Origin of the sequence: Zhengella sp. (assembly GCF_041397485.1) — a bacterium.
Classification (GTDB): domain Bacteria; phylum Pseudomonadota; class Alphaproteobacteria; order Rhizobiales; family Rhizobiaceae; genus Zhengella.
The window spans coordinates 273,096-293,954 of record NZ_JAWKWO010000003.1 but is presented as its reverse complement, the minus strand read 5'-3'; the positions used below and the strand labels follow the sequence as shown (position 1 = coordinate 293,954).

The 20,859-nt window shown below is 60.4% G+C and carries 21 protein-coding genes; 10 read left to right on the top strand and 11 right to left on the bottom strand.

Features of this window, described 5'->3' with window-relative positions; genetic code table 11:
* Positions 1 to 8 precede the first annotated feature (8 nt).
* Entirely contained in the window at positions 9 to 611 is a 603-nt protein-coding gene (locus R3D65_RS11055; protein ID WP_371275272.1) for a hypothetical protein, read from the top strand.
* Positions 612 to 667: 56 nt separating this feature from the next.
* Here R3D65_RS11055 and R3D65_RS11050 read toward each other — a convergent pair whose 3' ends face one another.
* Positions 668 to 1,402 carry a glutamine amidotransferase gene (locus R3D65_RS11050; protein WP_371275271.1) on the bottom strand — a complete coding sequence of 245 codons (735 nt, stop codon included), beginning with the start codon at positions 1,400 to 1,402 and terminating at the stop codon, positions 668 to 670.
* A 308-nt stretch (positions 1,403 to 1,710) separates the two neighbouring features.
* Between R3D65_RS11050 and R3D65_RS11045 the strand changes: the two genes are divergently transcribed.
* Positions 1,711 to 3,306 (top strand): isocitrate lyase, encoded by a 1,596-nt coding sequence (locus tag R3D65_RS11045; protein ID WP_371275270.1) that lies wholly within the window; start codon positions 1,711 to 1,713, stop codon positions 3,304 to 3,306.
* 119 nt (positions 3,307 to 3,425) lie between these two features.
* Here R3D65_RS11045 and R3D65_RS11040 read toward each other — a convergent pair whose 3' ends face one another.
* Positions 3,426 to 4,427, bottom strand: a complete 1,002-nt coding sequence (locus tag R3D65_RS11040; protein WP_371275269.1) for a 2-hydroxyacid dehydrogenase — start codon at positions 4,425 to 4,427, stop codon at positions 3,426 to 3,428.
* Positions 4,428 to 4,572: 145 nt separating this feature from the next.
* On the opposite strand from R3D65_RS11040, the gene R3D65_RS11035 reads away from it, so the two are divergent.
* The 3 genes from R3D65_RS11035 to R3D65_RS11025 are packed head-to-tail and all read left to right on the top strand — an operon-like array spanning position 4,573 to position 6,707.
* Positions 4,573 to 4,785 carry an alkylphosphonate utilization protein gene (locus R3D65_RS11035; RefSeq protein ID WP_371275268.1) on the top strand — a complete coding sequence of 71 codons (213 nt, stop codon included), beginning with the start codon at positions 4,573 to 4,575 and terminating at the stop codon, positions 4,783 to 4,785.
* Positions 4,786 to 4,794: 9 nt separating this feature from the next.
* Entirely contained in the window at positions 4,795 to 6,000 is a 1,206-nt protein-coding gene (locus tag R3D65_RS11030; RefSeq protein WP_371275267.1) for an NAD(P)/FAD-dependent oxidoreductase, read from the top strand.
* The gene (locus tag R3D65_RS11025) at positions 5,997 to 6,707 is read left to right on the top strand and encodes an alpha/beta fold hydrolase (RefSeq protein WP_371275266.1); all 711 of its coding nucleotides are present in this window, start codon (positions 5,997 to 5,999) and stop codon (positions 6,705 to 6,707) included. Before R3D65_RS11030 ends, R3D65_RS11025 begins: the two co-directional genes overlap by 4 nt.
* Before the next feature lie 38 nt (positions 6,708 to 6,745).
* Here R3D65_RS11025 and R3D65_RS11020 read toward each other — a convergent pair whose 3' ends face one another.
* From R3D65_RS11020 to R3D65_RS11010, 3 genes are all read right to left on the bottom strand, one after another.
* Positions 6,746 to 7,573, bottom strand: coding sequence for a DUF2189 domain-containing protein (locus R3D65_RS11020; RefSeq protein ID WP_371275265.1), 828 nt, complete (start codon positions 7,571 to 7,573; stop codon positions 6,746 to 6,748).
* 174 nt (positions 7,574 to 7,747) lie between these two features.
* On the bottom strand, positions 7,748 to 8,383 hold the full coding sequence (locus R3D65_RS11015; RefSeq protein WP_371275264.1) for a DapH/DapD/GlmU-related protein: 636 nt from the start codon (positions 8,381 to 8,383) through the stop codon (positions 7,748 to 7,750).
* A 49-nt stretch (positions 8,384 to 8,432) separates the two neighbouring features.
* On the bottom strand, positions 8,433 to 8,909 hold the full coding sequence (locus tag R3D65_RS11010; protein WP_371275569.1) for a CreA family protein: 477 nt from the start codon (positions 8,907 to 8,909) through the stop codon (positions 8,433 to 8,435).
* Positions 8,910 to 9,069: 160 nt separating this feature from the next.
* Between R3D65_RS11010 and R3D65_RS11005 the strand changes: the two genes are divergently transcribed.
* The 4 genes from R3D65_RS11005 (at position 9,070) to R3D65_RS10990 (ending at position 12,664) form a co-directional block, all read left to right on the top strand.
* On the top strand, positions 9,070 to 9,231 hold the full coding sequence (locus R3D65_RS11005) for a hypothetical protein (RefSeq protein WP_371275263.1): 162 nt from the start codon (positions 9,070 to 9,072) through the stop codon (positions 9,229 to 9,231).
* Positions 9,232 to 9,258: 27 nt separating this feature from the next.
* Positions 9,259 to 9,840 (top strand): SCO family protein, encoded by a 582-nt coding sequence (locus R3D65_RS11000; RefSeq protein ID WP_371275262.1) that lies wholly within the window; start codon positions 9,259 to 9,261, stop codon positions 9,838 to 9,840.
* Between the two features lie 98 nt (positions 9,841 to 9,938).
* Positions 9,939 to 11,792 carry a cation:proton antiporter gene (locus R3D65_RS10995; RefSeq protein ID WP_371275261.1) on the top strand — a complete coding sequence of 618 codons (1,854 nt, stop codon included), beginning with the start codon at positions 9,939 to 9,941 and terminating at the stop codon, positions 11,790 to 11,792.
* Complete coding sequence (locus R3D65_RS10990) at positions 11,789 to 12,664, top strand: 50S ribosomal protein L11 methyltransferase (RefSeq protein WP_371275260.1); 876 nt, start codon at positions 11,789 to 11,791, stop codon at positions 12,662 to 12,664. The genes R3D65_RS10995 and R3D65_RS10990 overlap by 4 nt, the downstream gene beginning before the upstream one ends.
* Before the next feature lie 122 nt (positions 12,665 to 12,786).
* Here R3D65_RS10990 and R3D65_RS10985 read toward each other — a convergent pair whose 3' ends face one another.
* The gene (locus R3D65_RS10985; protein ID WP_371275259.1) at positions 12,787 to 12,969 is read right to left on the bottom strand and encodes a hypothetical protein; all 183 of its coding nucleotides are present in this window, start codon (positions 12,967 to 12,969) and stop codon (positions 12,787 to 12,789) included.
* A 242-nt stretch (positions 12,970 to 13,211) separates the two neighbouring features.
* Between R3D65_RS10985 and R3D65_RS10980 the strand changes: the two genes are divergently transcribed.
* On the top strand, positions 13,212 to 15,077 hold the full coding sequence (locus R3D65_RS10980) for an aminopeptidase P family protein (protein ID WP_371275258.1): 1,866 nt from the start codon (positions 13,212 to 13,214) through the stop codon (positions 15,075 to 15,077).
* On the opposite strand, the gene R3D65_RS10975 is transcribed toward R3D65_RS10980, so the two are convergent.
* From R3D65_RS10975 to recN, 5 genes are all read right to left on the bottom strand, one after another.
* Entirely contained in the window at positions 15,058 to 15,354 is a 297-nt protein-coding gene (locus tag R3D65_RS10975) for an AzlD family protein (RefSeq protein ID WP_371275257.1), read from the bottom strand. The genes R3D65_RS10980 and R3D65_RS10975 overlap by 20 nt on opposite strands.
* Complete coding sequence (locus tag R3D65_RS10970) at positions 15,351 to 16,022, bottom strand: AzlC family ABC transporter permease (RefSeq protein WP_371275256.1); 672 nt, start codon at positions 16,020 to 16,022, stop codon at positions 15,351 to 15,353. Before R3D65_RS10970 ends, R3D65_RS10975 begins: the two co-directional genes overlap by 4 nt.
* A 146-nt stretch (positions 16,023 to 16,168) precedes the next feature.
* On the bottom strand, positions 16,169 to 16,840 hold the full coding sequence (locus R3D65_RS10965; RefSeq protein ID WP_371275255.1) for a TIGR02453 family protein: 672 nt from the start codon (positions 16,838 to 16,840) through the stop codon (positions 16,169 to 16,171).
* Positions 16,837 to 18,951, bottom strand: coding sequence for an NAD-dependent DNA ligase LigA (ligA, locus tag R3D65_RS10960; RefSeq protein WP_371275254.1), 2,115 nt, complete (start codon positions 18,949 to 18,951; stop codon positions 16,837 to 16,839). The genes R3D65_RS10965 and ligA overlap by 4 nt, the downstream gene beginning before the upstream one ends.
* Positions 18,952 to 19,182: 231 nt before the next feature.
* Positions 19,183 to 20,856: a DNA repair protein RecN gene (gene recN / locus R3D65_RS10955; protein WP_371275253.1), complete on the bottom strand. Its 1,674-nt coding sequence runs from the start codon at positions 20,854 to 20,856 to the stop codon at positions 19,183 to 19,185.
* Between the last annotated feature and the right edge of the window lie 3 nt (positions 20,857 to 20,859).

Genomic DNA, 20,859 nt, shown 5'->3' with positions numbered 1-20,859 from the left:
AGACAAGCATGCGCAAGTTCATCTTTTCCTTGGCGATTGTCGCATCCGTGCTGGCACATGCTTCATCAGGCGCGTTGGCCGCAGATGTCTACGTCATGCGGGGCCTCGCGGGTTTCCTGTTTCCGAATGTCGTCTATCCCCTGGCCGGCAGCCTCCGTCAAAGAGGCCATGACGTTGAAATGACATCCTACCAGGCGGCAAGCCGCATCGCTCTGGAGATCACAGCGAAGAAAAGGAAAGACCCCAGGCGTAAGATCGCCATAATCGGCCATTCCCTTGGCGGCAATGCCGTGACCACGATCCTGCAAAAACTGGCAACCGAAGGTATCACGATCGACTATGCGGCCGTGATCGACGCTCCGAACCCAAAGCCCGTTGCGCCTGCGGTTGTTATCGTGGACAACTTCTACCAGTTTGAAGGCGCGCGAAAACCCGTTCTCGTTGCTCAGAATCCGCGCAAGACACGGATCAACCAATACAATTTCAGGGGCAGACGGGGACAGGATGGCGGCGAAGGAACCATGAAACCGAAGAGAGGGCATCTCTCGATCGCCACGGACTCCTTCGTGACTCACCGGATCATGACGATGGTCGACCGGTTGGGAAGGTAATTGTTCACAGCGGAACGCCTGCGAATGGCATATGCCGTCACGCCCGCGGCTTGCCCTCACCCGTATCGCTCGACAAAGTTCCTGAGAATCAGCGCGCTGGCCTGCCCGTTCCCCTTGCGAGCATTGGCTGTCAGCACATCGGCATCCTCAGGCCGGAAATAGCCCTTGTCACGATAGATGCGAATGCGCAGCGCAAAGACCTCGCCGTCTGCTTCGGGATGGAATTGCGTGGCATAGACATTGCGGCCATGACGGATCATCTGGAACGGGCAATCGGGACCTGAAACCAGATGCACGCATTGTGGAGGCAGCGCCTGCACAGCCTCCTTGTGGCCGACATAGGCGTCGAATTCATCCGGCACCCCCCGCAGAAGCGGATCGGATCGCCCTTCTTCCGTCAGCCGGGCCCGTGTCACGCTCACCGGCTCGCCATATCTGACCTTGGAAACACGGCCGCCAAGATGATGGGCCAGGATGCCGATTCCATAGCAGCAGCCGAGAAACGGAATATCGCGCGCCGTGATCGCAGGCATAAGACCCATGACCTCGTCTTCGATGCGCCGTTCCATCTCCGGCTTGCTGCCACGCGGATCGGAGACACAGCCAGGCCCGCCACCGACAATGACCCCTGCATAGCCGGCAAGGTCGAGGTCCGCCGGCATCGCCTCGCGTTCAAGCCTCATCCTGTGGACACGGTCCGGCGCCAGCCCGCCCTTGGCGAGGAAGGCATCGAACTCGTTGTCGGATGCTTCCGCCTCCGGCCGCAACTGGATGATGAGAAAGGGCTTCATGACAACACGCCAGATTGAATGCACACCGGAGCCCTATGCTTCAACGCACGGGAAAAATCAAATGAAGGCGACACCAACGAGGCAAGACAATTGTAATTTTTTTGACTTGTTTACAGCGCAAATTGACAGGTCTTGACACAGGCTTACACGAATTTGGTGCAGTGCAACCAGAGTTTCCGTGACAATTTCGTACCTTTGCGTCATTTCAACTTCTGAAAGATCGGCGAACCCGAGTGGCAGAAGCCAAGGGAATTTCGTGACAGGTTTTACAAACTGACCAGATCAGCAGAAGAAGAAGGACATCTGCAATGTCGTATTCGCAGGACATCGAAAAGGCCCGCTCCCTTATCACGAGCAAGAACGGCACCTGGAACGCCATCGACGCCGAATCCGTGGCCCGCATGCAGGCCATGAACCGCTTCCGGACCGGTCTGGACATTGCGCGCTATACTGCAAGGATCATGCGTGAGGACATGGCGGCCTATGATGCCGATCCCGCGAACTACACGCAGTCGCTCGGTTGCTGGCACGGCTTCATCGGCCAGCAAAAAATGATCTCCATCAAGAAGCACTTCGGCACGACCAAGAGCCGCTACCTCTACCTTTCCGGCTGGATGGTTGCTGCCCTTCGCTCCGAGTTCGGCCCGCTGCCGGATCAGTCCATGCACGAGAAGACATCGGTTCCGGCTCTGATCGAGGAACTCTACACCTTCCTTCGCCAGGCCGACGCCCGCGAACTGAACATTCTCTTCCGCGATCTCGATGCGGCCCGTGAGGCGGGCGACACCAACAAGGCAGCGGAAATCCAGCACAAGATCGACAATCACGAGACCCATATCGTCCCGATCATCGCCGACATCGACGCCGGCTTCGGCAATGCGGAAGCCACCTATCTGCTGGCCAAGAAGATGATCGAGGCTGGCGCCTGCGCGCTTCAGATCGAAAACCAGGTTTCGGACGAGAAGCAGTGCGGCCACCAGGATGGCAAGGTCACCGTTCCGCACGAGGACTTCCTGCAGAAAGTGCGCGCCTGCCGCTACGCGTTCCTCGAACTCGGTGTCGAGGATGGCGTCATCGTCACCCGTACCGACTCGCTCGGTGCAGGCCTGACCAAGCAGATCGCCTATTCCGCCGAACCGGGCGACCTGGGTGACCAGTACAACGCCTTCCTCGATTGCGAAGAGGTCTCGGTCGACGATCTCAAGCCGTCTGATGTCGTCATCAAGCGCGATGGCAAGCTGATGCGCCCGAAGCGCCTGCCATCCAACCTGTTCCAGTTCCGCCCCGGCACGGGGGAGGATCGGTGCGTGCTCGACTCCATCACATCGCTTCAGAACGGTGCGGACCTCATCTGGATCGAAACGGAGAAGCCCCATATCGGCCAGATCGGCGGCATGATGAACCGGATTCGCGAAGTTGTTCCGAACGCCAAGCTCGTCTACAACAATTCCCCGTCTTTCAACTGGACGCTCAACTTCCGCCAGCAGGTTTTCGACGCCTGGAAGGAAGCCGGCAAGGATGTCTCGGCCTATGACCGCGCCCGTCTGATGAGCGTGGACTATGACGCGACGGATCTTGCAATTGAAGCCGACGAAAAGATCCGCACCTTCCAGGCTGACGCAGCCCGTGAAGCCGGAATTTTCCACCACCTCATCACGCTGCCGACCTATCACACTGCCGCGCTGTCGACCGACAATCTTGCCAAGCGCTACTTTGGCGAGGAAGGCATGCTGGGCTACGTTCTCAATGTCCAGCGCGAGGAAATCCGGCAGGGCATCGCCTGCGTCAAGCACCAGAACATGGCCGGCTCCGATATCGGCGACGACCACAAGGAATATTTTGCCGGCGAGGCGGCCCTGAAGGCCGGCGGCAAGGATAACACGATGAACCAGTTCGCTGCCTGATGGCGCGAACAGGAACCGGCAGCCACCATGGCATTGCCGGTTCCGGGAGGAGGAGGATGGGCGGATTCGCAAGAATCCGCCCTTTCCCGTCAAGGCCTTGCGCCTCGCGCGCCCCTTGCTCAGGCCACCATGGCGCGGGTGACGGCATGAAGCGGTACACCGTCGCGCTCGAAGGCGGTGAGATTGGCAATCGTCGTGGAAGCAATTGCTTCCATGGCCTCTCGCGTGAAGAAGGCCTGGTGGCCCGTGATGAGTACGTTCGGAAAATTGACGAGTCGCGCAAACAGATCATCGCGGATCACGGTTGAGGAGAGATCGCGGAAGAACAGGTCGCCTTCTTCCTCGTAGACATCGAGCGCCAGAGCACCCAGATGTCCCGACTTGAGCGCTTCCTTTGCTGCAAGTGCATCCAGGACGGCGCCACGCGACGTATTCACCAGCATTGCGCCCGGCTTCATGGCCGCAAGCGCGTCTGCATCGATAAAATGATGGGTGGCCGGCGTCAGCGGGCAATGCAGCGTGACGATATCGCTTTCGGCCAGAAGCCGGTCCTTGTCGACATAGCGCGCGCCGAGCGCTTCCACCGCAGCATCCCGCACTGGATCAAGCGCGAGAATGTTGCAATTGAACCCCTTGAAGATCGCGGCGACACAGACGCCGATCTTTCCCGTACCGACAATGCCCACCGTCTTGCCGTTCAGGTCGAAGCCCAGCAATCCGTCAAGTTCGAAATTCCCCTCGCGCACACGGTTGTAGGCGCGGTGAATACGACGGTTCAGCGTCAGCACAAGGGCCAGGGTGTGTTCGGCGATGGCATGCGGCGAATAGGCAGGCACCCGCGCCACCGTTATGCCAAGCCGATCCGCGGCATGCACATCCACACGGTTGAAGCCGGCGCATCGCAACGCCACCAGCCGGACACCGGCTTGTCTGAGCAGCCCGAGCGTTTCTGCACCCAATTCGTCATTGACGAACACGCAAACGGCGTCGCTGCCCCGTGCCAATGGCGCGGTAACCTCCGTCAGGGCAGGTTCGACAAAAGCGAGGGCATGCGCACGGCCATTTGCTGCTTCCAGGAAGCGCAAGTCATAGGACTTGGCTGAATAGACCGTGACACGCATGACAACCTCCTGCCAGACCATGCTGCAGCGCAACACAAATGGCATGGTCTTGCAAGCCTGGCCTCTTGCATTGTTCCCGAAATGCCCTCGCCTTCCCGGTTGAATGGCGTTAGACCGAAGGCGCAGGATCGACGGAGAAAGCAAAATGGACGTGAAGGATTGCAACGGTACGCTGCTGGCGGAAGGCGACAGCGTGTCAGTCATCAAGGATCTCAAAGTCAAGGGATCGTCTTCCGTGGTCAAGCGGGGCACGACATTCAAGGACATTCATCTCTCCGATGATCCGGAACTGATCGAAGTCCGGTCCAAGCAGATCAAGGGCCTGATGCTGCGCACGGAATTCGTGAAAAAGGCCTGATCAACGCGAATGCCATCCCGTTCCAGCATGCATGATGTCATCGTACTTGGTGCCGGGGCAGCAGGGCTCATGTGCGCCGCTAGGGCCGGACAGGCAGGGCGCAAGGTCGCTCTCGTCGACCACATGGATGCGCCCGGAAAGAAGATTCTCATCTCTGGCGGCGGCCGCTGCAACTTCACCAATCGCGACGTCACCGCGGCAAACTTCATCTCGGGAAATCCCCATTTCGCCAAGTCTGCCCTGGGCCGCTATCGTCCGGCCGACTTTGTCGCGCTCATCGAACGCCATGGCATCGCCTGGCACGAAAAGACACTGGGCCAGCTTTTCTGCGACGGTTCGGCACGCCAGGTCGTCGACATGCTGCTCGCTGAATGCCCGAAGGACAGGGTGGATATCCTGCTGGGCCATCCGGTCTCGGTTATCAGCCACGATGGCAGCCGCTTCAAGCTGACCTGCAACGCGACCGAAGTGGCCGCGCCGGCCCTGGTGGTGGCCACCGGCGGTCTTTCGATACCGAAACTTGGCGCAACGGGTTTGGCCTACGACATCGCGCGCCAGTTCCGCTGCAAGGTGGTGGAACCGCGTCCTGCACTTGTGCCCCTGACACTTTCAACGAGCGACGCCCTTTTTCGCGAGCTTTCGGGCGTCGCGGCGCCCGTCATTGCCCGTGCCGGAACGGCCAGTTTTGCAGAAGCGGCTCTTTTCACCCACAAGGGACTGTCAGGACCGGCGATCCTTCAGGCGTCATCCTATTGGAAGCCTGGCGGGGCCATAGAGGTCGATTTCCTGCCCGGCCTGCAGCACGGCTGGCTTCGCCAGGCAAAGCGAGACCGGCCCAAAGCCCAACTCAAGAGCATCCTGACGACCCACCTTCCCGAGCGGCTGGGCATAGCGCTCGGCGAACGGATCAACTGTTCCGGGAACCTGGCCGACATGCCGGACAGGAGACTTGCGGAAATCGAGAACTCGATTGCAGCCTGGCGGTTCCTGCCGAGTGGCACGGAAGGTTTCGGCAAGGCGGAAGTGACCTCCGGCGGCGTCTCCACCGTTTGCCTTTCGTCAAAAACCATGGAAGCGAAACGCTGTCCCGGCCTGTTTTTCATCGGCGAGGCGGTGGACGTGACCGGTTGGCTCGGAGGATACAATTTTCAATGGGCCTGGGCCTCGGCCGTTGCCGCGGCCACGGCGCTTGCAAAGGGAGTTTCCGCGCAATGACACAGCCGACCCTCGTGCTCATTCCGGGGCTGCTATGCGACTACGCGAGCTGGTCGACGATACCCGGACGGCTGGCCGCCCGCCTGCCGGTCTCCATGGCTGACATCACGAGGCAGGACAGCATTCCTGCGATGGCACAAGACATCCTGGACCGGCTCTCCGGCGATTTGCTCGTGGCCGGGCATTCGCTCGGCGGCCGGGTGGCATTCGAGATGTGGCGATTAGCGCCGGAACGCATCGGCGGCCTTGCCGTTCTGGACACCGGCATAACAACCTACAAGCAGGGTGAGGAGAAAATCCGTGCCCGCCGTGTTGCCTTGGCCCATGAAAAGGGCATGCGTGCATTGGCCGATGACTGGCTGCCGCCTTTCGTCCATCCCGCCCGGCACGTCGACCTCGCCCTGATGGGCTCACTGGCTGCAATGGTGGAGCGGATGACGCCCGAAATCCACGAACGCCAGATCAAGGCCCTCCTTTCGCGGCCCGACGCAGGTCCGGTCCTGCCGACCATCACATGCCCTGCCCTCGTTGCGACAGGAAGCCATGACAAGTGGAGCCCGCCAGCCGACCACGAAGCCATGGCCGCTTCGATGGCGGACGCGCGCCTTGTCACCTTCGAGGAAGCAGGGCATTTCACCATCACCGAACAGCCCGACAGCGTTGCCTCCGAAATGGAAGGCTGGATCGACCGATGCCTGGCAACTTGACGGGCCGGTGCTGGCTGACAGCACCCCCATCACGCCTGCTATGCCAGCGCCTCGCCTGAAGCCGGCTTCACGGTCTTCTTGTACAGATGCCAGGTCGCATGGCCGAGAACAGGAAGCACGACAAGATGCCCGAGGAACAGCGGCACGGATGCCAGCAGGACGGCGAGCGTGACAATGATGCCCCAGCCAAGCATGACAGGCGGATTTGCAAGCACGGCCTTGAATGAGGTGATCATCGCAGTCACGATATCCAGTTCCCGCTCCATCAGGAGGGGAATCGATATCACGGTCACGCTGAAGAGGATCATCGCAAGGACCGCGCCAACGACATGGCCGATGGCAAGGAACAGCCATCCGGTGGGCGTCGTGAAAACGATCTCGAGGAACCGGTCCAGCGTCGAAAAGGACATGCGCCCGAGCACAATCGCGATCAACAGCCGGATCTGATACATCCAGATCCAGAAGATGAAGAGCATGACAAATGCCATCCATGAGAGTTCGCGAAACCTCTGTTGCCAGACGAAGCCCAGGACCGCACCCCAGCTCAAGGGCTCCCCGCTTTGCAACCGGCGGCTGACTTCATAGAGGCCGACTGCGGCAAAGGGACCGACCAACGGAAACCCGATCGCGAACGGATAAATGAGCCAGGGCATATCCCACCGGGTCACCGCCAGGATAATGAGCAGGCCGGCCAAAGCGAACACACCGCCAAAGAACAGGCCATACAGGGGGGCCCGGCCAAAATCGGCAAGTCCCTGCTTCAACGCCGACTTCAGATCGGCGACGCTGATTGCGTTGACTTCCGGCATGGACGGCGACGACGCCGCAGGTTGTTCTTGCTGGTGATCGGAATCAGCCATCGACATTTCGAGCCTCCCATTGGACGCATCCCTTCGGTAAAAGGGTCCCTCCGCGTCCATATTGCTGCGGAATTGAACGGATTCGCGGCACGGGTTGCAAGTTGTATCTGCAAGAATCATTTCCGCATTGCAGCATCCCGAAGGCTCACCAACGTCAACGCAGCAAATATTTTCAGTCGATTAGGACCACTTTTTCACGAAATCCATTGGTTGCAGAGCCTGCATGTCCGGGATGGCCTCGAAGAGTTTTTCGACTGGCCAATCCCACCATGCAAGCTCTAGAAGCGCCTGTGCCACAGCAGGGTCGAAACGCTGGCGGATGATCCGGGCGGGAGCGCCGGCTACAATCTCGTAAGGGTTCACATCGCGCGTGACGACGCTGTTCGCACCGACCACCGCGCCAGTACCGATGACGACGCCGGGCATGACAACCGCTCCGTGACCGATCCAGACATCATGCCCGATGGTTACGGGTCTGTCCTTCCGCCGCTGCCGGAACTCCTGGTCCACAGGCAGGAAACGAAAATACTCGTTGGGCCGGTAGGTGAGCTTGTGGCTGCTGACCCGTTCGACCGGATGCTCCAGTGCGTTGATGCGGGTATTGGCTGCAATGGAACAGAAGGCCCCTATGTCTGCATGGGCTGCTTCCGCATGGCGCTCGAAATAGGAATAGGGACCGAGGATCACATCACGCAGGATCACTCTTTCACCGATCACGCAATGGCGTGCCAGCCGGCACCCCTTCATGCTGGCCGTTGGGTGGATCTTGGGTTCGCTGTCGCGAAATCGCAGAGGGCCGGCATCGTCTTGCGTCATCGCCCAGCCATAAGCTGCCTTGCATCTGCCCGCAAGGCGCCCTGCCCCCCTATTCCGGCTTGCCGTCACGCCATTCCACGGTTTGACCGTAAAGCGGAACGGTCGAGATCGACATCTTGGCCGATCCATCCTGAACCTGCCTGGAATGTGCAAGATAGATCAGGGTATCATTTGCCTTGTCGTAGATGCGCTTGACGACCAGTTGCTTCCAGATCAGCGATTGGCGCTGCTTGAAAACCTCTTCACCATCCTCGTCGAGATCGATTGCTCCGACCGAGATCGGCCCTGTCTGCCGGCAGGCGATGGAGGAGTTCGATGGATCCTCGAACCAGTTTCCCTTCTGAAGGCGGTCAATCAGGCCGCGATCGAAATAGGCGACATGGCAGGTCACCCCGGAAACCTCCGGATCGCTTATGGCCTCGATCAGGATATCGTTGCCAAGCCAGTCGACTCCCACCTCGCCAACCTGCTCCGCCTTCGCGTAACTGGCTGCCCCGGTCGCTGCCAATGCAGCCACCACAAGCATTTTCAAGGTCTTGTGCATCGTTTCTGTCCTCTCACTGAAGCCTGGCACGTCCGAACTGGCCGAGGGCCGTCCTCCCTTGATATGGGAACAGAAGAGGCCGGGCGCCACCCGCGACGCTTGGTCCTTTGCGGTTGCCGGCAATGCGCGATATAGATTTGCCATGAAACAGACTTGGCACAAGACACAGGGAATGCATGTGTGGGGAGCCGCCGTCCTGATGGCCTTGGCCGGGATTTTGGGACTCGCGCTTGCAGGCTGGATCGATCACGGCGCCTCGCTCTTCCTCTCGCTGGCCGAGACCGGCCTGTCATGGTGCCTCTGAGATCAGGATTCTGGAAAGAAATTCAAAATGATGCGTGGAATACTCTATGCTGTGCTTGCCGCAGTGGCGCTCGCAACCGGCATCCTCGGTTATACCGCCTACAATGCAATGAACCAGGGCGATGGCGCGTTCGGCGGCCCTTTCACCTTGACCGACATGTATGGAAACGAGATCACGGAACAGGCGTTGCGCGGTCAGCCCGTTGCCCTTTTCTTCGGCTTCACCCACTGCCCCGAAGTGTGTCCGACAACCCTTTACGAGCTCAATGGATGGCTGACGCAGCTGGGTCCGGAGGCCGGTAACGTCAAGGCGTTCTTCTTCTCGGTCGATCCCGAAAGGGATACGCCGGAAATCCTCAAGGACTACATTTCCAACGTCACCGATCGCGTTGTCGGCGTCTCCGGCGATCCTGACGAGGTTGCCAAGGTCATTCGCGACTACAAGATCTACGCAAAGAAGATTCCCACCAATGACGGGAACGACTATACGATGGACCATACGGCATCGATCCTGCTGCTGAACGCGAAGGGCGGCTTTGAAGGCACCATCGCCTATGGCGAAGATGCGCAGGCCGCGATGGCGAAATTGAAGCGGCTCGCCGAAGGCTAGGCGAATCCGGGAGGTGGATCCACTTCCGGTTGATCCCAACAGGAAGCCAGCCAGGTTACGCCCATGTGCGGCAATGGCTTCCTGCAGGAGTTTGAAGAATGGACATGGTAGGCTTCAAACTCGCCAGCATTGCTGCTGCAGGCGTTTTCGCCCAATGGCTGGCATGGCGTCTTCGCATACCCGGCATCGTGCTGCTTCTTGTCGCTGGCGCATTGATCGGCCCGGTCACCGGTTTCATCGATCCTGTCCGCGACTTTGGCGATGTCTATCGTCCAGCGGTTTCCCTTGCCGTTGCCATCATTCTGTTCGAGGGCGGGCTGACCCTCAATTTCAGGGAGATCGCGGAAACTTCGACAGCCGTGCGCCGGATGATCATTCTGGGCGGTCCCCTGGTCTGGGGCATGACAACGCTTGCAGCCCACTTCGTGGGAGGCTTGTCCTGGCCCACTTCAGCCGTTCTGGGCGCAATCCTTGTCGTCACCGGTCCTACGGTCATCATGCCGCTTCTGCGGCAGGCCAAGCTGACCCAACGGCCGGCTTCTCTCTTGCGCTGGGAAGCGATCGTCAATGACGCGATCGGGGCGCTGTTTGCAGTTCTTGCATTCGAGGTTTTCCTCGTGTCGCATGGCACGCATCACGCCGACCGGCTGGTCATTTCCGTGATCGTGGCCTTCGTCACAGCCACCGCCGGTGGCATTCTTTTTGGCCGCTTCATTGCCTGGTTGTTCATTCGCGGCCACGTACCCGAATATCTCAAGGCCCCGGTAATCTTTGCCGCCGTCCTTTCCGCATTCGTCTCAACCAATCTCATTCTTGAGGAAGCCGGCTTGCTCACCGTGACGGTCATGGGCATCACTCTGGCGAATACGCGCATCGCCAGCCTGGCGGAAATGCGCCGGTTCAAGGAAACCGTGACAATCTTGCTTGTATCGGGGCTTTTTGTTCTGCTGACAGCAGCCCTTGATGTCGATGCGGTTCTGGCCCTGGACTGGAAGGCGGCCGCCTTTGTGGTCCTCGTCATGTTCGTGATCCGGCCGGCGGCGGTCCTTGTCGCGACCCTGGGCACCGGCTTGTCCCTCAAGGAACGCATCTTTGTCGGCTGGATCGCCCCCCGCGGCATTGTCGCGGTCGCCGTCTCCGGCCTTTTCGGCGCCGCCTTGGCCGACAACGGGGTTGAGGACGCGCCTCTCATGGTTGCCTTCGCCTTCGCGGTTGTGGTGACCACCATCATTGCCCACGGCTTCACCCTGTCGCCACTCGCCGGACTTCTTGGTCTCAAGTCATCCGAAAGCCCCGGTGTCCTGATCGTCGGGGGCTCGCGATTTGCGACCAGCCTTGCGCGCAAAATGAAGGAATTGAAGATTCCTGTGCTCGTCGCCGACACGGAGTGGGACCGTATTCGCGAGGCGCGTCTGGCCGATATTCCCGTCTATTTCGGTGAAGTCCTGTCGGAGGACGCCCATCACTCGCTGGCCCTGAACCGATACCAGAACGTCATTGCCGCCACACCGAACGACGCTTACAATACGCTCGTCTGCACCGATCTCGGGCCGGAAGTCGGCCGCAGCCACGTCTTCCAGATCGGCAGTGCGAAGGAACGTTCCGAACGGTTGGCGCTCAATTTCACACTCGGCGGCCGTCCCCTGACGCGCGAACCGGCCCTTGGCTGGTTCGATTTCCAGATCAACATGACCCGCGGCTGGGGCGTGCAGGCGACCAGGATTTCAGATGAGTTTCCCTTTGACAAATATCTGGAAACCCGGGCAGAAGGCGCTCGCATGATCCTCTGGCGCAAGGCATCCGGGCAACTGGTCTTTGCCTCCACAGCGCCGGAGGGAAAACCGCAGCCTGGCGACACGATCCTGTCCTTCGCCCCGCCAAAGCCGGAAGGCCGCGCGGGTGATCCGAGGAAGGGAACGGCTGGAGCCGAAAAACCGGACGACCAGCCGTGAGCCAGATTCGCTATTTTTTCACCGCTACGCGAGACAAGGCCTATGCCGCAAGTGATCGCCTGGAACTGGTGTTTGAGGATGAGGGCGTCCCGATCGCCGTTCTTGAAGTGGACGAAGCCGCCGACATTCATGAAGTCTCGGTCTATGCCGGCAACGAGACGCGGCATGACATTCAGGCGATGATTCGCGATGTTCTTCTGGAACTCGGTATCGATACACAAGCCCGTACGGAAGAACTGCCTGACATCGATTGGGTCAGCAAATCGCTGGAGGATCTTGCGCCTGTCCACGCCGGGCGTTTCATCGTCCATGGCAGCCATGACAGGGACAAGATAAAGCCCGGCAATATCGCCATCGAGATCGAGGCAGGTCAGGCTTTCGGTACAGGCCATCACGGCACCACGTCAGGCTGCCTGATCATGCTTGACAGGATCGTTCAACGCGAACGGCCCAGGAAGGCGCTCGATCTTGGCACCGGATCCGCCGTTCTTGCGATCGCCTTGGCAAAGCGGGCGCGCATTCCGGTTCTTGCCACCGATATTGATCCGGTCGCTACAAAGGTTGCACGCGAAAACGTGCGGCTGAATGAAGTCGAACGGCTAGTGACGTGCGAAACGGCGGTCGGTTTCCGAAATCGCGCGCTGATCGAATCGAAGCCGTTCGATCTGATCATCGCCAATATCCTGGCACGGCCACTGATGAGCCTTGCACCGGAAATGGCCCGCCATCTCTCACCTGGCGGCTCGGTGATCCTGTCGGGCATTCTTTCCCGTCAGCGCGAGAGCGTCATTGCGGCCTATCGCAATCAAGGCTTCCGACATGTCCGAACGATCTGGCGCGAAGGCTGGGTGACAATCCACATGCAGCGTTGACCGCTCGCTCATTCTAGGGCCGACGATGTCACCTGCCTTCCCCCCTTCGTGGCAGACTTCCCGAAATAGCAAAAGGCGGCCCGCCATGGACCGCCTCGTGCTCGGACCGCTGTTAGGGTCGATCAGATATAGAAACCGGAAGAACCTTTCCGGCGCAGTTCGGCACGGGAATAGCCACGCGCCTTCAGCGTTTCGTCATCAAGCATCAGCAGTGCGCCATTGACATACTGGTTTGCCTGCCGCTGACGGGCTTCCAGCATCGCGTCATAGGCATTGCGGAAAAAGCCACGGGTCTTGTTCGGCATCGTTCTGTCCTCACTGGGTTGAACCAAAATTCATCGTTGACAAAGAGATAGGCCCCTTCCCCGCGCCCAACCAGAGCCATTGCTGCATGGCACCCTTGTGTGTTGTGCATATGCGAAAGAAAAATACTGCAGCGCAGCATGAAACGCTGGGCATGACCGATGGACAGCCCGTCGCGGCTTGTTTACCGTCGCCGCGAAAAGGATGCGGTCCGCCGGCCGCCCAGAACAGGAAACTGCCCATCATGCATTCTCCGCTCTTCCAATCCTTCGAGAGCACCTCGGATCCGACACACGCAGCCGAAAGAGTGCAGAAATTGCGGTCCTTGCTTGCCGAGCATGGCATTCAAGGTGTTCTGGTTCCCAGATCCGATGAGCACCAGGGCGAATATGTCGCCAACTATGCCGAACGCCTCTCATGGCTGACCGGATTTACCGGTTCGGCCGGTTTGGCATATGTCGGCCGATCCAATGCGGCCATGTTCGTTGATGGCCGCTATACGGAACAAGTGCGGCTGCAGACCGATCCTCACCTGTTCGACTATCAGGACCTCGTCTCAAATCCCCCGCCCAGATGGATCCGGACGCACTGGAAGAGAGGCGACCGTCTTGGAATTGATCCTTGGCTCCACACGATCGGCGAGGCGGAGCGGCTTCGAACGGCTTTGGAGGACGCGGGCGGCGAACTCGTCATGCTTGAGTTCAATCCGGTCGACGCCATTCGCCTTGATCGCCCTGCTCCCCCCCTTGAGCCGGTTGTCCTTCATCCAATAGAACGAGCCGGCGTTCTGGCACGCGACAAGCTTGCCGCCTTGGCGAATGAAATAAGCGAAGCCGGGGCCGATGCCTGCGTCCTGACAGATCCATCGTCCCTGGCATGGGCATTCAATATCCGCGGTTCCGATGTTCCTCATACGCCGCTGGCGTTGGGTTTTGCGATCGTTACAGCCAAAGGCAATCATCAGCTCTTCATGGACAAGCGGAAGATGTCGACCGCGGTCGAAGCGTATTTGACGCAATTGTGCAGCATCCGGCCGCCTTCCGAACTCGATGAAGCCATGGTCGAATTGGCTCGCCAGGGCAAATCGATCGGTCTGGATCCGCAGATGGCCGCAGCGAAGTTATACGCCCTGGTAAGCGAAAACGGTGGCCGGTATGTTCCGATGCCTGATCCGGCCCGCCTCCCCCGGGCCTGCAAAAACCCGACAGAACTGCAAGGCGCCAGGGCTGCACACCGCCGCGACGGTGTTGCCATGGCCCGGTTTCTGGCCTGGCTCGACCGCCAGGAACCCGGCACCGTGACGGAAACGAGCGCAGTCGTGGCGCTGGAAAGCGCCCGTGTGCTTGCCGGTCAGGAAGCGCAGATGCCACTCAAGGATGTGTCATTTGACACGATATCCGGCGCCGGCCCGAACGGCTCGATCATGCACTATCGCGTGACCAACCTGTCTTGCCGCACACTGACACGCGGCGAACTCTACCTGGTCGATTCCGGAGGTCAGTACGAGGACGGCACCACCGATATCACGCGCACTGTGCCCGTGGGTGAGCCGACTGCCGAAATGCGTGAGCGCTACACCATCGTGCTCAAAGGACTCATTGCTGTCTCCGACATCCGGTTTCCTTCCGGGACACGCGGCTGCGACATCGACCCGCTCGCGCGCGCGGCACATTGGAAGGCCGGCGTGGATTTCGCCCATGGCACCGGCCATGGCGTGGGATCCTATCTTTCCGTTCACGAGGGACCTCAGCGCATCGCCCGCACGGGAACCCAGGCCCTTCTGGAAGGCATGATCCTTTCCAATGAACCGGGATACTACAAGCCCGGCCACTACGGCATCCGCCTTGAAAACCTGGTTGCGGTGACGCCAGTTGAGGAACTGCCGGGTGGCGAAATCCCGATGCACGGCTTCGAAACGCTGACACTCTGCCCGTTCGACCGCAGGATGATCGTCGTTTCTATGTTGTCACACGAAGAGATCGGCTGGCTCGATTCCTACCATGCGCAGGTGCTTGACCGGATCGCACCGGCACTGGAACAGCCCGATCGCGACTGGCTGCAGGCAGCCTGCGCCCCGCTGCAGGATCCTGTCAGCCCCCGATCTGCCTGAACCCGATGATCAGCGCCCACCCGGCGGCAAACACGGCAAGTCCGGGCAGGCGCAAGGTTGCCGCTGCCACGAAGGCAAGCGTCAGCGCTTCACGCCAGTCGCCCTTCATCAAGGACGGTGCGACAAGGGTTGTCAGCACGGCAGCAGGCACAGCGTTGAGTGCCCGGTCTACCCGGCGGGGGATTCGCTCGAAGCGGGACAGAACGATGTGGCCACCGATGCGCGTGGCATAGGTGGCGAGGGCGCCTGCGATGGTGATCCAGAAAATCGTGCTCATCGGTTCACCGGGTCCGATGCCGCCTCGTCTTTCGGAATCGGCATGGCCATGGCAACGGCAATTCCCGCCAGGGCGCCGATGGATACATGCCACGGGGAACCGACGAGGTTTTCCGCCAGGACCGCACAAATGCCGCTGCTCAGGACCACGGGAATGAAGCTCTTGCGCTTGCGGAAGCCCATGACCATGATCAGGAAATACATGGGCAGGACAAAGTCGAGTCCCAGCGCATGGGGATCGGATATCAGGTTGCCAAAACTCGCCCCAACCCAGGTATCCGCGATCCAGAACACATAAACCGGCAATCCCATCGAGATGTACCAGCGCCATGTGACCTTGCTGCCCCTCTCCCGGCGCCGTTCGGTTTCCGCGAACTGCGGGTCGACAAGCAGGAAGAATGCAACCGCCATCCGCACCGTGCCCCATGGCCGCAACATCCGCCCGATCGCCGCCGAATAGAGCACATGGCGGAAATTCACCGCGAAAATCGAGAGCACGATCAGCCAGGGCGCAACTGTCGTGCCGAAGAGCTCAAGGCCAACCATCTGACTGGCGCCCGCAAAGATCGTAGCGCTCATGAACACGGCTTCGAAGGTGGAAAAGCCGTTCTTGACTGCAATCGCCCCGAACAGCAGCCCGAAGGGCATGGAAGAAAGAACGACGGGCATGCTGGCCTTCAGACCGTCGATGATTTCGGTTCTGTCGGGGTTGGAATTCGTCAAATTGCTCATGGTGGCCGGACGATAGGACAGCCTTCCTGACCTGTCACGCCAATAGTTCTGATGTGAACCACAAGCATGCCTGAAGGGATGGCTCAAATGGCCTGTATTCCCCAGTCGAAGAGCGGTTGGGCGCGTCTGGCGAAGCTGACACAATCATCCGCCAGTTCCGGCAAGACGATGCGGGCCGGATCCATGTCGGCGCGGGTGATGAAGTGGCGGTTTCTCACGCCTGCGGCCAGGTCGTCGTCAGAAACAGCCTCGAAGCCGCGTGGCAGGCGCTTCAGGGAATCGCTCATGTCCAGTTCAAGGCCTTCGCGCGCCAGAGCTTGGATCATGCCGCGATACCGGCCCGGCCACTCCATGATCGAGGTGCGCATGCGCTTGAGCGCGTCCGGCGCCGGAGAATGAAACGCGACGGCCATGAAACAGCCCTCCAGTCCCACATGGAGATAGAAGCAGCCGTCGGATCGCTTTGTGCCGTCCGGTGTGAGAATGATCGACACATGGCGATTGAACGGACGCTTGTCCTTGGAAAAACGGATGTCGCGATGGATCCGGAAAACCGATCGCTTGGGATCGCCCCGGTAGGGTAGCCCTTCACCGGCAAAGCGGCTGGTCAGTTCCTCGATCAAGGCCCGGCGCGGCATGTCGAGCTCGCTTTCGTAGAGATCGCGGTTTTCCTTGAACCACGTGCGGTCCTGATGGAAGTCCAAAGCCTTCAGAAAGGGAATTGCCTTTTCGCCAAAGCCGCGAAAATCGCTCATCCGCCAACCCTCTCGAACCAATCGTCCTCGGAGATTACCTCAACGCCAAGGTCTGTTGCCTTCTTGAGCTTGGATCCCGCGCCCGGGCCGGCCACGACCAGGTCCGTCTTTTTGGACACCGATCCGGCCACCTTGGCGCCAAGACTTTCCGCCATGGCCTTGGCCTCGTCGCGGCTCATTCGTGCCAGTGACCCGGTAAACACGACCGTCTTGCCGGAGACAGGACTGTCGCCTTTCGGCTTCTCAGCCTCCTGAACATGAAGTTCAGTGACCAGATCATCAACCATGGCGCGGTTGTGCGCCTCGGAGAAATAGCGCGCGATCGCCTCAACGACGGCCGGGCCGATATCATCCAGCGCATCCATGTCGTCGGTTGCCTGCCCGTCCCCCCGGGCGATGGCAAGGGCAGCATCTTCGAACGCGCTCCAGGTGCCATAGGCACGGGCGAGCGTCTTGGCTGTCGTCTCACCCACGTGGCGGATACCGAGTGCAAAGATCAGCCGTTCCAGCGCGATTGTCCGCCGAGCCTCGATGGCATCGAACAGTTTCTGGGCCGACGTTTCGCCGTAGCCCTCCCGGTTCTTCAACTTCTTCAGGCTGTTGGAGGCATCGCGCCTCGCCAGCGTGAAGATATCGGCCGGCGTGCGTATTGGCAGGTCCGGGTCGTCGTAGAAATACTCTATCTGCTTTTCGCCGAGCCCTTCGATGTCGAAGGCCTTGCGCGATACGAAAAGCTTGAGATGCTCCTTGCGCTGATAGGGGCAGGCGAACTCCCCAGAGCAGCGGCGAACCACACCTTCCACACCGCTGGCATTGGCTTCGCGTATCACCGGCGTTTTCAGTTCACAGGGGCAAACCACCGGGAAAACGAAGCTTTCTGCATCATCGGGGCGCTTCTCCGCCACATACCCCAGAACTTGCGGAATCACATCACCGGCGCGCTGCACGATGACCGTGTCGCCGATCTTGATACCGAGACGCTCGATCTCCTCGGCATTGTGCAGGGTGGCATTGGTCACGACCACGCCGCCCACCGTAACGGGCTCCAGCCGTGCCACAGGCGTCAAGGCTCCCGTGCGCCCCACCTGGATGTCGATCCCCTTGAGTGGCGTCATGGCCTTTTCGGCCGGAAACTTGTGCGCAATGGCCCAGCGAGGGCTGCGTGAAACGAACCCCAGCCGCCGTTGCAGGTCGAGACGGTCAACCTTGTAAACCACACCATCGATATCGTAGCCGAGTTCACCGCGCTGTTCTTCAATGGAATGATAGTGCTTGAGCAGCGCCTCCACGGACAGGAACCGTTGCATCAGCGCGTTGACGCGGAAGCCGAGTGTTGCGAACCATGTCACCATTTCCATCTGCGTCTCGTGCGGAATGGTGCTGACCTCACCCCAGGCATAGGCAAAGAACTTCAACGGTCGCGCCGCTGTGATCGAACTGTCCAGTTGCCGCAGCGAACCGGCCGCCGCATTGCGGGGATTGGCAAACGTCTTGCCGCCGATCTCGGCCTGCCGCGTGTTCAATGCCTGAAAATCGGCATGGCTCATGTAGACCTCGCCACGCACTTCCAGCACATCAGGCAGTTCGCCAGCAAGGCGGCGCGGGATATCCTCGATCGTCAGCGCATTGGCTGTGACGTTTTCCCCTGTCTGGCCATCCCCACGCGTCGCCGCGCTGACCAGTTCGCCTTTCTCATAACGCAAGTTCAACGACAGGCCGTCGATTTTCGGTTCTGCGGTCAGCGCCAGTTCGGCCCCTTCCTCAAGGCGTAAAAACCGGCGAACGCGCGCGGAGAAGTCCCGCACATCGTCATCCGAAAAGGCATTATCGAGGGAGAGCATGGGCACCGCATGGGCGACCTTGTCAAACTTCCCGGAAACCGTCGCCCCAACGCGAAGCGAGGGCGATTCCGCCAGAACCAGATGCGGGTAACGTTTCTCGATCGCCTCATTGCGCTGTCGCAACGCATCATAGGCAGCATCGGAGATCTCCGGCTGGTCGTCGCCATGATAAAGACGGTCGTGATGCGCGATCTCGTCGGCGAGGCGCTTCAACTCCGCCTTGGCCTGCAATTCTGTCAAGTGTTCGACAGGAATGGATGTCTCGGACATGACGCCTGTATGCCTGTTCTTCTGGAACCCGCGGTTGCCCCGGCTTCCGCCCTCCGATTCACGTTTCACACAAACGCCGTACTGCGCAAGAATGTCCAGCAGCCTGTCGTGAAAATTCCTGTTGGCTGCGGCGATGGCGGCCGTAATCTCACCGATGGCGCTCTCGACCGGTCTGCCGGCAATCGTGACCGGGGTTACGTGACCTTTCCGGTCGAGGCCTGGCCGCGTCCATCATTTCACCTGTGCATTCTCGCGCAACAACCGTCCGGCCGCCGCCCTCGCCTCATCGGTAACCGTCGCGCCGGCCAGCATGCGGGCCAGTTCCTCTGCCCGCTCATCCTGGTTCATCACCGAAATCCGCGTCGCCACCCGTTCGCCATCGCCACCCTTGGCGATAAGGTAATGGGTCGTGGCGCGTGCAGCCACCTGCGGCGCATGGGTGACCGAGAGAACCTGCACCGTCTGTGCAAGGCGAGAGAGACGTTGGCCGATGGCATCGGCAACCGCCCCGCCGACACCGGTGTCAATCTCGTCGAACACGAGCGTCGGGGCCGAACCGCGATCGGCAAGCGCCACCTTCAGCGCCAGCAGGAACCGGGACAACTCGCCTCCGGACGCGACCTTCATCATCGGGCCCGGCCGGGTGCCGGGATTGGTCCGGACCCAGAACTCGACCGTATCGCAACCTTCGGCCGCCCGGTTCTGCGGGTCGCTCGTCACCTGCACGATGAATTCGGCCCGTTCGAGCCGGAGCGCCGGCAACTCCGCCATCACCGCACTGGCCAAGACCGATGCGCTTGCCCGACGACGCTCCGACAATCGGGCGGCAAGTCGGTCATAGACCGCAAGCGCTTCGCTCGCCGCCGTTTCGAGTTGCGGCAAACGTTCAGCGCCCGCATCAAGATCAGCCAGATCCGCCGCCATGCTGTCGCGCAGTTCAGCCAACCGGTCCACCGGCATGTTGAACTTGCGACCGGCAGCGCGCAACGCAAAGAGCCGTTCTTCCGCCTCTTCCAGCCGCCGCGGGTCGTATTCGGTAGCCCGCATCGCCTCGTCGATCCCCTGCGACGCAGCGTCGAGCGAGATGAGCGCTTCGTCCAGCGATTTCAGAACGTCATCGAGCATGCCCGGCACTTCGGCCGACTTGCGCTCAAGGCGCCGCAAAAGGGCAGAAAGCTGCGGTATTGGCGAACCGTCGCCCGATAGCGCCGACTGGGCATCGGCAATTTCGACTGCGATCTTCTCGGCACGCATCATGCTCGCCCGTTCATCGGCAAGCGCGGTCTCCTCACCCGGCTGCGGGTCCAGCGTTTCGAGCTCTGCCACGGAAGCGCGCAGGTAATCGGCTTCCCGGGCTGCCTCCTCCACTTTCTGGCGATGCTTGCGCAAGGCAGCCTCGGCCTTTCTCCATGCAGCATGTGCATTCGCCACCTTTTCAGCATCGCCGGAATGCCCGCCGAAAGCATCAAGCAGCGCACGGTGCGCCGCCGGATCCACGAGCGCGCGATCATCGTGCTGGCCGTGGATTTCAACCAGTGCCAGTCCCACCTGGCGCATCAACGCAACGCTCGCTGCCTGATCGTTCACGAAGACACGGGTTCGCCCGTCCGCGTTCTGGACGCGCCGCAGGATGATGTCCCCGTCATCGGAAATTTCGTTGGCGGCAAGGATTGTCCGGGCTGGATGGCTGGCAGGCACGTCGAAGACAGCGGTAACCTGGCCCTGGGAAGCGCCGTGACGAACGAGCGACGCATCGCCTCGTGCGCCCAGGGCAAGCGACAAGGAATCGAGCAGGATCGATTTGCCCGCACCGGTCTCGCCCGTCAGCACGGAAAGACCTGCGGAAAACTCGATATCGAGCCGTTCGATCAGAACGATGTCGCGGATCGAAAGTTGGCAGAGCATGGC